Raw genomic sequence first — 12,758 nt, forward strand, 5'->3', positions numbered from 1 at the left:
TCGGAGGAGGCAAAAAGGAACTGAATTGCAGCTTTAGGCAATTTTCAGGCAGGAACAGTCTACTTCCTTCCATGGATTCCCTTCATAATACATTTCAGGTACAGAATCTTTGTTAGGAAGGAAGGAACGTGACTATGCATCATTCAAAATGGATCCTGCTAACCATTATCATCGCATGTCAGCTTATCGTTGTACTTGACGCCTCGATTATGATCACGGCGGTGCCGGAGATCGGCCGTACCCTTCATATGTCGACCACCAGCTTGACCTGGGTCCACAACAGCTATATTTTGGCATTTGGCGGTTTCCTGCTGCTCGGTGCCCGGACAGGGGATCTTTGGGGACGAAGAAAAACGCTTAGCGCAGGCATTGGACTGTTCTCGCTTACCTCTCTGCTGGCCGGTTTGGCGCCGACAGCCGAATTTCTGCTTGTTTCCCGTGCATGCCAAGGCTTGGCGGCTGCATTGGCAACGCCTGCTGCGCTGGCCTTGTTGTCAGCGAGCTTTGTGGAAGCCAAGGAGCGTACCAGAGCGATCGCGATGTACAGCGCAGTTTCGGCTGCGGGCGGCAGTATCGGTCTCATTCTTGGCGGATTTTTCACTGATTTCATTTCATGGCGCGTCGGGATGTTTATCAATGTCCCCATTGGGATTGTCCTGCTGTACTTGGTTCAGAGATTTGTACAGAATACAGAACCGAGGACTGGACGGTTTGATCTTTGGGGGGCGTTGACATCCGTAATGGGCATGACTTCGTTGGTCTATGGCTTAGTTCAAGCTGCGGAGGGCGGCTGGGAGAGAACTGCAGCATGGATTCCGCTTGCAGCCGGCATTATTTTGTTAGCGGCCTTCGTTCTTATTGAAGCTCGAGCGGCAGAGCCGATTGTCCCGCTTCGATTATTTACGAGCCGCCATCGGTCCGGGGCTTATCTGGGCAGGTTCCTTATCGTTAGCGGAAATTTCTCACTCTTCTTCTTTGTCCCGCAATATTTGCAGAGCGTCCTCGGTTTCAGTTCCTTTGAAGCAGGTTTAGCTTTCCTGCCGTTCACAGGGGCCCAGTTCGGGATGATGTACCTGATCCAAGGATTGGTGCACCGATTCGGCACGATCAAAGTACTGACAGCCGGTTTGCTGCTCGCATCCCTCGGTACCCTTTGGCTGAGCAAAATCATACTCGCCCAAGCGCCATTCTTCCCGCATATGTTCATCCTGCTGGCGATGATGGGGATCGGCTCCGGCATGGTCTTCCAGCCGCTTACCGCACTGGGGCTCACCGATGTTGATGCTCGCGATGCCGGTGCTGCTTCGGGTCTGATTAATGTCGCACACCAAAGCGGCTCCTCGTTCGGATTAGCCGTTCTCATTACTGTATTCGAAGCCGCTGTCGGATCGGATCAGCCTTCAACGCTGCAGCTTGCCGAGGCCCTATCGAGTTCCGTCCTGGGATCCGTCGTATTTATTATCCTAGCCCTTGCTGCTGTGCTTCTCTGCTCTCTTCCATCACGCCGGCCCGCTCGTACACAAGCACCAAAAAAGCAAATAAGCGGAATCTTGTAAAATCCGGCTCTCCTACTTGCAGCAGAGCATACGGGGTTACACCGATGGCCTTCTTGCTGCAGTTCCGAATCGAGCAGTCCAAGCGGCTGCTGGTGCAAACCACGTGGCCCGTCGCACGGATTGCCGAGGAAGTGGGATTCCGGTATCTCTCTCATTACTCCACCTGCTTCAGCAGGAAGGAAGGCCTGTCTCCCTCCGCGTTCCGGAGCAAGTTCACAAGAAATCAATAAGGCTTTACATAAAAAAACGCCAAGGAAAAAAATCATCAAAAACGGCCGCTCATCAAAATGAGCGGCCGTTCTCTGGATTTCTCCCTGCTTGCTGCTGAACTAGTGTAACTTTTTGCGTTCACTTCACCGGGGCAATCTACTCCTTGGGATCTCCCGCGATGTTCGCTTTCTTTTTATTGAATCGTACGCTTCAGCAGCATACTCAGCATCTTGGCCGCTTCCTCCCGCGTAACCGCATCCGCCCCGGCGAAGAAAGAACCGGTCCGGTCGGTGTACGACTTCCCATCCACGATGCCCGCCTGCTGCAGGGCCTGAGAGGCAGCCTGCGCATACGCCGGAATCGACGACTGATCGGCGAAAGGTACGGCAGACGCTGTTCTCGGTAAGGCGTGCTTCATGGCAGAAGCATACCTTACCAGCATCGCCGCCATCTGCTCACGGGTAACGGGAGCCTGCGGGGCGAATTCCGTCTCCCTTACTCCGTCGGTAATGCCGGTATCGACGGCCCACTGAACGGCAGCCGCATAGTAAGCATCCGCTGGAACATCCGTAAAGGATGTTCCTTGGGCCGTGCCCTGGCCGGCTCCTGCCATCCGGGCGAGCATCACGGCAAGATCCGCTCTTGTAACCGGAGCTTGGGGAGAGAACGTCTGTGGAAGGGTTCCGTTCACAATGCCGCGCGCTGCGAGAAATGAGGTGTGCGGTCTGGCAAAGCTGGAGCCCATATCCTCAAAGTGCAACGGATTGTAGCCTACGGCATAGCGGGACAAATGGTGCACGCGAAGAATGAGCGTATCGGCAGCAGCGTCATAGAAGCTGTACGGCAGCACTTCCAGGCTGTCCCCGGTGAGATGATACCCCACAAGGCTGTCCGGTCCTTCCCCTGCCGCGGCTTCGTATGGCATGTGAATGTTCACCTTGCCTCCGCCAAACGCCGATACATTCGCACGGCCCGATACGACCGTGTAGGTGAAGACCGGACGGCTGCCAATGGCTGCTCCGATCGTTTCCCTTGCCGCCTCCGGGAGTCCGGCAGACAGCGCCCCCTGCTCCTCGCGGGCGATTCCTACCGTAACGTCTCCATCCTCTCCAGCGGATGGGATGGCTGTGAGGGCTGTCCGGTCAAACGTAAGGCTTCCGAGCGCCGTGGAGACGGTCAGCTGGGCAGCCTTACTCTTCGCTATTGCTGCGAAGGCATCGCCCGGTACAGCAAGCTGCAGGGCGCGGGTGGTGCTATCGCCGCCCGTTACCTTGAACACGATGCCGGCGGACTTCCCTTCTGCCGCTGCCTGCTCCACTGCCTCAAGGAGCTCATTTACTTGTTCGGCGGCAATGCTTGCCTTGCCCGCCCCATCAAGAGCGGCTGTGAGTGTGACTTGGACCTGCGAGTTACCGTTCGATGTCACCACAGGGGCGGACCCGTTAGGGGCCGTACCGCCTGTCGAGACCCCTCCGCCAGATGCACTGCTGCTGCCGCCATCCGAGCTGTCATCCGAATCGTCATGATCCGTACCACCGCCGCTGTCGACAGAGTCTGAGGCCGTAACCGTTACCTCACTGAACGCGGTCCCGTACCCGCTGGCGGTAGCAGCGGTAATCCGCGTACTGCCGGGGGCGACCGGTGTCACGATCCCGCTGCTGCTGACAGCAGCGGCGGCCGGATTGGATGAAGACCAGGTGATCTCTGCCTCGGCATCCGACGGTGTTACTTGCACCTTCAGCTGCACGGGACTGCCGCCAACCTTCAGAGCAAGCTCAGGCTGATCGAGGGTAAGCTGCGGCTCCTCGATCTGCAGCACGGCCACGGTGCCTCCGACTTCGCTGGCCACCAGCAGCAGAGGCAGGCCCGTCGGAGAGTCTGACGCCGGGATGAATTCGATGCCTTCGGGTCCCGTATCGGTCGCGAGCGGATCCTGCAGCGTGAAGTCTCTCGTATTGGTGTAGTTCACAAACTCAGCATGAGCGGGGTTCGTCACATCATAGGTCATGATACCGCCGACCCGTTCGAGACCCACGAAGGCCAGCATCCGGTCCCCGACCTTGCCGAGGGTGATCCCTTCCGGCTCCGGCCCTTTCTTGGCGCTGCGGTCATCGGACGTCGTCTTGCTGTTGCTGGTGTTGAAATGATTCGGCAGCCGCTGGGCCGTGATCTGCTCGAAGTCGCTTCCGCTGTCATACACTTGTGTCATCCCGGTTGTATTCCAGATGGAGAAGGAGCGGGCGCCGAACATGTAGATGCCGTCCGGCCTTATACCGCTGACGGCCTCCACTTTATCATAGGCTGTCTTGCCCTCGAGGAACCGGGCTGCGGCCGAACCGGCCGTCAAGCTCTCCTTGAGATCCTTCACCGTGCTGACGTTCTCCCGGAAGTCCCACTCGGTCCCGTCCCCTTCATTCGCCGAAAGCACATACGTTGTCCCGTTCACCGTGTAGCTGGAGATTCCGTCCGGCATGTAGACCCCTTGGAACGGCACATTCTCCATATGAATGCGGCCGTCCTTGATCACATCGACGGGATTCCGGGGGTCATTCCAATCTTTAAACCCGAGACCCTTTACGCTCAGAACCGAACGAGCAGCGATATCGATCGTCGCAATGGCATTATTCTCCTGGAGGGAGACATAGGCCCGGCTTCCATCTTCCGACAGCGTGATGTATTCCGGCTCCAGGTCGAAGAGGGCATCCTGCTTGCTCCCCGGGCCCAGAATCTTGTTCTTCGGGGATCCATACGCGCCCCGGATCAGTACCCCGTCATCGATCACATCCGGATGGTCGAACTTGACATGCGTTACGGAGGCATTGTTATCTTCAGCCAACGTGTCCACGATCGTCACGCTGCCATGCGGGTCCGTCTCCGCCGAATCTGCTTCTCGCGGCTCTCCTTCGTCGGCCGTCAGGATATACCGGCCGTCCGAAGTGAACTTGATCATATCGGGCTGGACCCCTGCCTCGTACGTCTGCAGCAGAGCGCCATCATAATCCAGGACCAGGATCCGCCCCTTCTTGGCAAAGTCAGCTTCCTGCACGGAGACGGCAATCCGCTGGGTCGCTGTATTGATATCCACGCTGGTCAGATCCCCATAGACGAAGCCGCCCGTTTCGGACAATGCCTTGACGTTGACGGTGGCATCCTTGCTCATCTCCTGTCCGGTCCGCAGACTTACGATATCCAGGCTTGGCGGATTCGTGGAGCCGTTCACGAGATAAAATTTGCCGTTATCCTTGTTATACTTATGATCTCGGCTACCCCGCCGTCTTCATTCGTTGTGCCGACGGAGTATCCTCCAATCTTCGTCATCCGGATCCGGTCCTTTATTCCCTCTGCCTGCACGGTGAAGGGCACTGTCCTCTGCGTCACCGCATAGGCACTATCGGTCACCGTCACGCTGACCGTGTACTCACCCGCCGCTTCAGGAGCCGGAGTGCCGCTAAGCGTACCGGCGGCGCTATCGATCTGCAGTCCTGCCGGCAGTCCGGAAGCGCTGTAGGTGTACGGCGCCTTACCGCCATAAGCCGAGAAGGTGACGGAGTACGGCACGTCCTCATAGGCTGTAGGCACGGTGATGTCCGCCAGTCCGAGAGGGTCCGCTGCTGTGCCCCACTCACCGTCTATGCTGCCGCGGGGAGCCCCTGCCGCAAGCTCCTGCGGAGCGGCCGTACTGTAGTCGAGCTGGGCGAAATCGAGCTTGTTGTTGTCGCTGTCCGTGCGGTCCCGGCGTACGACCGCTTTCTTCTTCGACGTTCCCTCCGCACTGCCTGACGGGTAGCTCGTCTCATAGCCGTCGATGTCACTGCCCTCATCGTTGCTTGCCGTTCCCAGCATGTCCACATAGCCGGGAGGCTTCGTAAGATATGGATTCACATCGGTCAGCAGCTCGGTGCTGCTCATCAGCACAACCTTCAAGCCCTTGTTATTGATGAAGCGTCCGGGCCAGGAGAGGTCGCTCTTCGCAGCCAGCGTCAGCTGCGGAGCGGGATTGGCCGCTCCCGAGGCTTCCCCAGTGATCAGGAAGGAAGAATGCGCCGGGATCGTTCCGCTCAGGTCCAGCTTCTGCCATGCACCCGTGGGGCCTGTCTTGGCGTTTGACCCCCGGTCGGCGTACTGCAGGGACCATCCGTTCAGACTGATATCCTGGTCCGTAGGGTTGTACAGCTCGATGAACCCGTGGCTCGCATACGTATCGGCTGCAGGCGCCAGCCCGCCGCCGTAGACCTGGTTGATCATCACGTGCGGCACGCTGACATCATAGGCTCCTCCGGCCGTATAAGGTGTGCCCGGCAGCGCTGCTTCGGCAGCGCCTGCCTGGCCGGGTGACGCTCCCGTGAGCACGGTGCCTGCGGCCAGATGGGCTGCCAGCATCAAGGCGACCCACGGTTTGCTTTTGTTATTCGACATAATCAGACGTCTCCTTCGGTTCATTCATCCCATCCATTATAGGGAGAAAGACCCGAAGGGATCTACGCAGTCCATGTAAAGGGGATATGAAGGTTTTGTAAATAGATGCCGGATCGCCCCAGAAAACAAAAAAAGCCGCGATCTGCGCGGCCTAAGATGATCAGGAGTAATGGATGGAAAGGAAATTCCAATAGAACAAAAATGCCGTGAATCCCAGGGTAAAGGTGGAAAAGGCGATCTTCCAAACAGCCCCCCCGCTCTTTCTGTTCACAGCACTCTTCCAGAGCAGCAGTATGGCCAGCGCTGCCGAGAGAAGCGGCAGGGAGCATATGCCCCAGGCATACCAGCCGGGGTACCCATACGTGAGCTGACTGATGCCGTAGGTGAGATGAACCATCAGGAAGACCGTATGAAGTAGGGCAATAGCTCCGATCAGACGGGAGAACGGCCGTGTCGATTTTCGTAACGACTGCACAACGTACCTAACGAGCCAGATCAGCATGGTAACGATGAAAATCAGAGAGCCGGCTGCGTACAGGGACAGCAGCGTCCATGTTTTTTGCCAGAAGGACACTTTCTCCAGGGTGATGTTGTCGGAACCGTTGACGGTCATCTTCCCGTTCACCTTATGGAAGGAAAGCGTCTCTGGGCCAGCAGCGTCCCGGTACAGTCCTGCTCCGGCAGGCTTGAAGATCTTCGTCTGTCGTTCTTCGCTGCCTGAGAAGATTCCGGTAACCTGCAGGGTCGACGAATCCATTGCTTCCACTTTCGAACTGAAGCCTCCGAGGAACCGGAGCCACTTGCCCCATCCGTGCACCGGGTTGATTCCCGCCTGGTAGTCCCCCGCCAGCTCTGCCGGTTCGTAGCCTGCAGACGTACCGCTTCCGGCTGAACGGCCGGAAGCCGACATCTGTAGAGGAAGAATCATGTAGTTGCTGAGGACATCGACGATCCGATCGTGCAGCTCCACACCCGAACTCCCTCCGTTTATCGCAACGAAAATCCCGATGCGCTCTGAGGGAATCAGGACGAGTTCCGAGACGAAGCCGTCTATTTCGCCCGTATGGTACAGGGTAAGCAGGCCTGCGGATGTCCTGCCCCGAAAAAAACCGTAGCCCAGGCCGTCCTGCTGTTCGTTCGCCGCATACTGCTTCGCATGCATGGCATTCAGGGAGGGTTCCGGCTTCAGGATGCCCTGTCCGCCTGCCTGCCCCCTGTTCAGGTGAGCGATAAGGTAATTCGCGAATTCATTGGGCACGACACTCAGCCCTCCCGCCCCGGGAAGAGCGATATGACTGTACGGCACCTCCTCATAGCTTCCCCTGGAGTAAGTGTATGACTTTGCAAGCTTTGGGTCGCCGACCGGAAGATCGAGCGTGGCGCTGGGCATCTTCAGCGGGCCGAAGAGATGCTCCTTATAGAAGGACGACAGCGTCTGTCCCGACGTCTGTTCGATCAAATTCCCGACAAGTCCGAGACCGACGTTGCTGTATTCGTACTTTGCGCCGGGCGGCCGAATCGGGGGCTGCAGCCCGGAATACCGCTTCAGGAACATCGCCGCAGACGGAACCGTGTCCTCGGACCGGCCATAGACCCCGTACACTGCCTGGTCAAGCCCGGAGGTGTGGGTCAGCAGGTCATGCAGCGTGATGGGCGTGTTATGGTACGGCTGCAACTGGTAGGTATTGAGGTAGGTGTTGATGTCCCGTCTCAGATCCAGCCGTCCCGTCTCCACGAGCTGCATGGCGGCCGTCGCCGTCACCGACTTGGTCAGCGAGCCGATCGGGATTCGGGTGCCGGCCGGATCCATCGGTGACAGGGGCTCCAGCGTGGCATAGCCGTATCCCTTACTGAAATAGATGCTCTCCCCCCTGGTCACCACAACGGCCGCTCCGGGGATATGAAGGGTGTTCATCCGATCCTTGATCAGCGGATCCAGGGCTGTTTCCAGTGCGGACGGCGTCAGGATAAAGTCGGCGGCCGCCGTCTGTCCGTCCGTAACTACCGGAGGAAGCAGCAGACAGGCGCAGAGCAGAAGCCGTACGGCAGACTTCAAGATAGATTTCATGGTTTCCCCTTATCTCACACTTTCCTGCGTGACTTCTCATCGATCATCTTCAATGGCCTAATACCCTCCGCTTCCACTTCGGAAATGCATGCTGTTCTCATCATAGTTCGAAGGATGACTGGGAACCATTCCATTTTGCCTATACGAGGGTTAAGGAACGTCTATAGCTTTATTGTAACGCCCCCTTCACCACTATAAAAATGAAGTTTTTGTTTTCAATCGTATCCTGTGCCCTTTTACGAATGTTTCACGCTCAATTGATACGGGGTTAACCATTCCCGATGGGATCAAGGTTATAGTAAATACCGAAACGTGCTGCTGCAGGAATAAGTAGAGAGAGCATGATTGGAGGAGGAGAATCATTGAAGATCTACTATTTGATAACGGGAACCTCGAGCGGCATTGGTGAAGCTCTGGCAGCGAAGGCTTTGCAGAATGGAATGGAGGTATGCGGCATATCGCTCGGAATGTCCGGTAATCTGGTTCCTTTCGATCATTACCGCCATATCAATTATGATATCAGAGAGACCGCAGGCCTTGAACCGATCGCTGCCACTATTCTGAAGAACCTCGACACCTCGAGGCTGGACATGATCTGTCTCATCAATAACGCGGGGACGGTGGAGCCCCTCCAGTCCTTTGAAACCTGCGGACATGAAGCCATCGGGGCCAACATCCTCACGAATCTGATCGCTCCTATGGTTCTGACCTCCTCCTTTATCAAGTACACGGAGAACTATCCTATTCGAAGGAAAGTTGTTAACATCTCCTCCGCCGCCTCCATCTATCCGCTCAGCGGAATGGGAACTTACTGTACGGCGAAAGCGGGCATCAATATGTTCACAAGCTGCGTCGGGGCAGAGCAAGCCGACAAACCCAATCCGGTAGAAATCATTGCCGTTGATCCCGGCATGGTTGATACTGAGATGCAGCTGCGCTGCAGAGAAACGGAGAGATTTGCCATGGCAGAGTATTTTCGGGGTCTCCAGAACCATAACGGGCTTATCTCGGCCGCACGGGCTGCAGAGAACATTCACCGTATGATCGAGCGGAAGTATGAGAGGGGGAAGCTGCTGTCGCCTATTGGCGAGGTGATGTAGAGGCGCAGACAGCAGGGAGAGAACTTCTCAACACGGTCTACACAAGTGTATAGACACGAAAGACCGATAATTGGGAATGATCGGCTTCTTGCTCTCGTTCCAGGGCAAGGCACCGGAAACTGGGGTGCTGTAAAGCTCACGCCCTCCAGTTCTTCCCGGTGTATTCATTCGACGGCCCTGTTCCCGTCTCGTCTTGTTTATGCTTATGCCGACTTCAACAGTTCGAGAATCGCTTGGTGGGTTTGCCCCTCCCAACCTTTTTTGGCCCGTTCCAAAGCGGTTTTGCCTACGTAATCGCATATATAGGGATCCGCGCCATTGTGAAGAAGAAGCTCGGCTATTCGCGTATGTCCAAAATAAGATGCGCACGATATAGGGGTACGTCCTAGCGGATCCTGGCGGTTGATCTCCGCTCCATATTGTATCAATTCTTCTACAATGTTTACCTTTCCATGGAAAGTAGCCCGGTAAAGCAAAGTCTGTCCATTTTCTTCTTCATCCACGTCGTGAGCTGTCAGGTATTCTCTCAACATGGCAACATCGTTTTTCTCTAGTATTTCGTCAAAATCCAACAGTTCTCACCTCTCTTTTATCAATAATCATGACAAAATATTAATATTTTGTAAATAGTATAGTGTAAATTATTTTAATATCATCATAAGAGAATGCGGGGTAAGCCATGAATATATTGATGATCGGCGGCACCGGATTTATCGGCTTTCAACTGATCCTCCGGCTGCTCAACGTCAGCGGCCACAACCTCTACCTCCTCGCCCGCAGCCCCGAGAAAGCCCATCACCTTCTGAGCAGGCTGGAAGCGCACCACCGGCAGCGAATACACATTCTCCACGGCGACATCACCCAGCCTGGGCTCGGGCTCTCCCCGATTCAGGCCGCGGAGCTTCAGGGCCGCATCGGGGTTGTAATCCATATGGCCGCCTGTCTGCGGTTCGAAGAGAGAGCGCGGGCGCAGCTGTTCGCTACGAACGTCGAAGGGACGAGACACGTGCTCGACTTCGCTTCCGGCATCCGAGCCGGGCAGCTGCACTATATCAGCACGGCTTATACCGTAGGTACGCGCGAGCATGGGGTAGAGGAGTTGTACCCGCTGGACAGCCGGTTCAACAACCCCTACGAAGAGAGCAAAGTCGCAGCCGAGCAGCTCGTCTTCTCCTACAGAAGCCGCATGTCGGTATGCATTTACCGCCCGTCCATCGTCATCGGCGACTCCAGAACGGGAGAGGCCGACTCGTCATTTTCCTTCTACGGCCTGCTGCTCACCCTTGAAGCTTTCCGCAACCGGGCAGCCCGGACAGGCGATGATGGATCCCAGTCCTACCGTATCGCGGCGTCGCCCAATGAGAAGTTGAACGTGGTACCTGTCGATTATGTGTGCGACGTAATCGAGAGCGGCCTGCGCTGCGGTACGAACGGAACCATTTACCACATCACCCACCCTTCGCCCCCTGCGATCGGGTCCATGCTGGAGCTGGCCTTTTCTCATGTCGGCTTCCCGAACCCGGAATACGTTTCTCCGGAGCAGATACCCGAGTGGACCAAGGAAGAGCGGCAGCTCGCCAAATTGACCGCCGTCTTTAGCCCGTACCTCACGCAGAAAACCTGCTTCGATGATGGTAATACCCTGCACCTGCTGCGGCAAAACGGATTGAAGCCTCTGCAGCTTGACTTCAGAGCAGTGGAATCTATTATCGGCAGGTACAGCGGACTCCGCAAAGCGGCTTCCCCGGATCCATCGGAGATGCTAATTCAACACTAAGAGCCGCCCTCCTGAACAAAATCCTTCCCCCATATCTTAAGGAGTCAACAAGGAGAAAGATAAAAACCCGCTTCAGCCATCGTGCCGAAGCGGGTTTTTTTGCATGGATTCGCACCATATTCGCATTATCCAAAGGTAGAAACGAGAACTTTTTGCTTTATCTTTGAATGGTTATGGATGATATTTTCTCAGACGTTCGGCCCTACCGCATCTTCCGCGTCTGCAGCGGAGCCTGTCAACTGATATGCCAGAGTGAACAGCGGCGCTCTATAATGACCGTACCGTTTCTCCATTCGCCGTCTCACCTTTTCCGGCTGTGGGTTCGTATCTGGCTGCTATCGCAGCATACTGCCTTTATCCCATGCCAGCTGCCTGATTTTCCACCCCAGCTTTCCCGTTATGATCATATGAAGTCCCCATTTGCTTCCCCATACAAATCCGCGGTTCTCTCCCAAGCCGATGCAGAAGAATTCCATTATCGAGCCGGCGGATTTGTGAACCGGCGCGGGGCGGCCCTCCAGATCGGCAATCACGATTTTCCCCAGTCGATCTGCCTGCAGCACACCTTCTCCAGCCCTCATCAGATCCGCCTTGCCGTTCTCCGGATCGACGATTCTCGCACAGTCGCCGATGCTGTAAACGCCCGTCGCCCCTTGGACGCGATAACATTCATCCACCAGCACTTGCCCATCCGAAGTTAGCGGCAAACCCATGCTTCGAAGGGCCGGATTCGGGATCAGACCAATGGTCCAGATGCATAGGCCAACCGGCAGGCGATCGCCATTGCTGAGCTTCACTGCTCCTGCTTCCGCCTGCATCACCTTACGGTTGTAAAGTACGGTTACGCCGCATTCGCTGAGAACCCGATCCAATTTTATGCCTACTTTTTCGGGCCCTTCCAGGAACAATTGGTTCTGTCCGCTCAACAAATAGACCGTAATATCGGACGGGTCCAATCCTAATGACGATGCTTCCTTCCTCATCTCAAGCGCCAGCTCGGCGGATGTCTCAACGCCGCTGATGCCCGCACCCGCAACCGCGATTGAAGTCAGCCGCTTTCGTTCCTCACGGTTCGTCTCACCGGCAGCTTTCCGCAGGTTGGCGCGCCAGCGCTCCCGGATGTCCGCCGCGGCTTGCGGGTCGGTCAAAGCGATGCCGCCCCGATCGGATGCCGGCTGCCGAACGACACTGCCAACCGCTACGACCAAAAGGTCATACGGCATGAGGGCATGAATACCATGCGCATCCTCAAATCGAATCTGTTTTCCCCCGCTGTCCACGGACGTAACCTTACCTCGCACGTGTTCGACACCTTCTAAGAACGAATAATGCGTCCACGGAATCGTAATCTCTTCCTGGCCCACGGCCGGCCGGAACAACAGCATTTTACGCACATGACCGGGCTGCTTGTCGATCAGAACAAATCGAATCCGCCGCCCGTTCACCATGCCCCGGGTCTCATCCTTTATTGCTTTGAGTGAATGAAGCCCTACATGGCCGCCTCCGATGATGACGCATGTCAAGTCGTTCATCTTGCCTCAGCTCCTTTTACGTTTTGCACATATAACAACGTAAGGCGCTGATTTGTGACATCGGAAACGAGCAGCTGCTGCCGCGCGGCGATCTGCTCC

General features: G+C 56.2%; 9 protein-coding genes. 4 read left to right on the forward strand and 5 right to left on the reverse strand.

What is annotated here, in order from left to right; translation table 11 throughout:
• Window positions 1–134: 134 nt before the first annotated feature.
• Window positions 135–1,556, forward strand: a complete 1,422-nt coding sequence (locus PM3016_RS18855) for an MFS transporter (protein WP_014370541.1) — start codon at window positions 135–137, stop codon at window positions 1,554–1,556.
• Window positions 1,499–1,786: a helix-turn-helix domain-containing protein gene (locus PM3016_RS40840; protein WP_274380026.1), complete on the forward strand. Its 288-nt coding sequence runs from the start codon at window positions 1,499–1,501 to the stop codon at window positions 1,784–1,786. The genes PM3016_RS18855 and PM3016_RS40840 overlap by 58 nt, the downstream gene beginning before the upstream one ends.
• Window positions 1,787–1,959: 173 nt before the next feature.
• Here the strand turns inward: PM3016_RS40840 and PM3016_RS18865 are convergent, their stop codons facing one another.
• From PM3016_RS18865 to PM3016_RS18870, 3 genes are all read right to left on the reverse strand, one after another.
• The gene (locus PM3016_RS18865) at window positions 1,960–4,986 is read right to left on the reverse strand and encodes a choice-of-anchor I family protein (protein WP_238540238.1); all 3,027 of its coding nucleotides are present in this window, start codon (window positions 4,984–4,986) and stop codon (window positions 1,960–1,962) included.
• Window positions 4,983–6,182, reverse strand: coding sequence for a putative Ig domain-containing protein (locus PM3016_RS39855; RefSeq protein WP_238540239.1), 1,200 nt, complete (start codon window positions 6,180–6,182; stop codon window positions 4,983–4,985). Before PM3016_RS39855 ends, PM3016_RS18865 begins: the two co-directional genes overlap by 4 nt.
• A gap of 160 nt (window positions 6,183–6,342) precedes the next feature.
• The gene (locus PM3016_RS18870; protein ID WP_014370542.1) at window positions 6,343–8,250 is read right to left on the reverse strand and encodes a serine hydrolase domain-containing protein; all 1,908 of its coding nucleotides are present in this window, start codon (window positions 8,248–8,250) and stop codon (window positions 6,343–6,345) included.
• 362 nt (window positions 8,251–8,612) lie between these two features.
• Between PM3016_RS18870 and PM3016_RS18875 the strand changes: the two genes are divergently transcribed.
• A complete protein-coding gene (locus PM3016_RS18875) occupies window positions 8,613–9,350 on the forward strand; it encodes an SDR family NAD(P)-dependent oxidoreductase (protein ID WP_013918087.1) in 738 nt (245 codons plus the stop codon).
• Window positions 9,351–9,553: 203 nt separating this feature from the next.
• Here PM3016_RS18875 and PM3016_RS18880 read toward each other — a convergent pair whose 3' ends face one another.
• Window positions 9,554–9,922 (reverse strand): ankyrin repeat domain-containing protein, encoded by a 369-nt coding sequence (locus PM3016_RS18880; protein ID WP_013918088.1) that lies wholly within the window; start codon window positions 9,920–9,922, stop codon window positions 9,554–9,556.
• Window positions 9,923–10,029: 107 nt separating this feature from the next.
• Here PM3016_RS18880 and PM3016_RS18885 point away from each other — a divergent pair, with 107 nt between their 5' ends.
• Window positions 10,030–11,127, forward strand: coding sequence for an SDR family oxidoreductase (locus PM3016_RS18885; RefSeq protein ID WP_014370543.1), 1,098 nt, complete (start codon window positions 10,030–10,032; stop codon window positions 11,125–11,127).
• 335 nt (window positions 11,128–11,462) lie between these two features.
• Here PM3016_RS18885 and PM3016_RS18890 read toward each other — a convergent pair whose 3' ends face one another.
• Window positions 11,463–12,659 carry an NAD(P)/FAD-dependent oxidoreductase gene (locus tag PM3016_RS18890; RefSeq protein WP_014370544.1) on the reverse strand — a complete coding sequence of 399 codons (1,197 nt, stop codon included), beginning with the start codon at window positions 12,657–12,659 and terminating at the stop codon, window positions 11,463–11,465.
• Window positions 12,660–12,758: the final 99 nt, after the last annotated feature.

Source organism: Paenibacillus mucilaginosus 3016, from assembly GCF_000250655.1.
Classification (GTDB): Bacteria; Bacillota; Bacilli; order Paenibacillales; family NBRC-103111; genus Paenibacillus_G; species Paenibacillus_G mucilaginosus.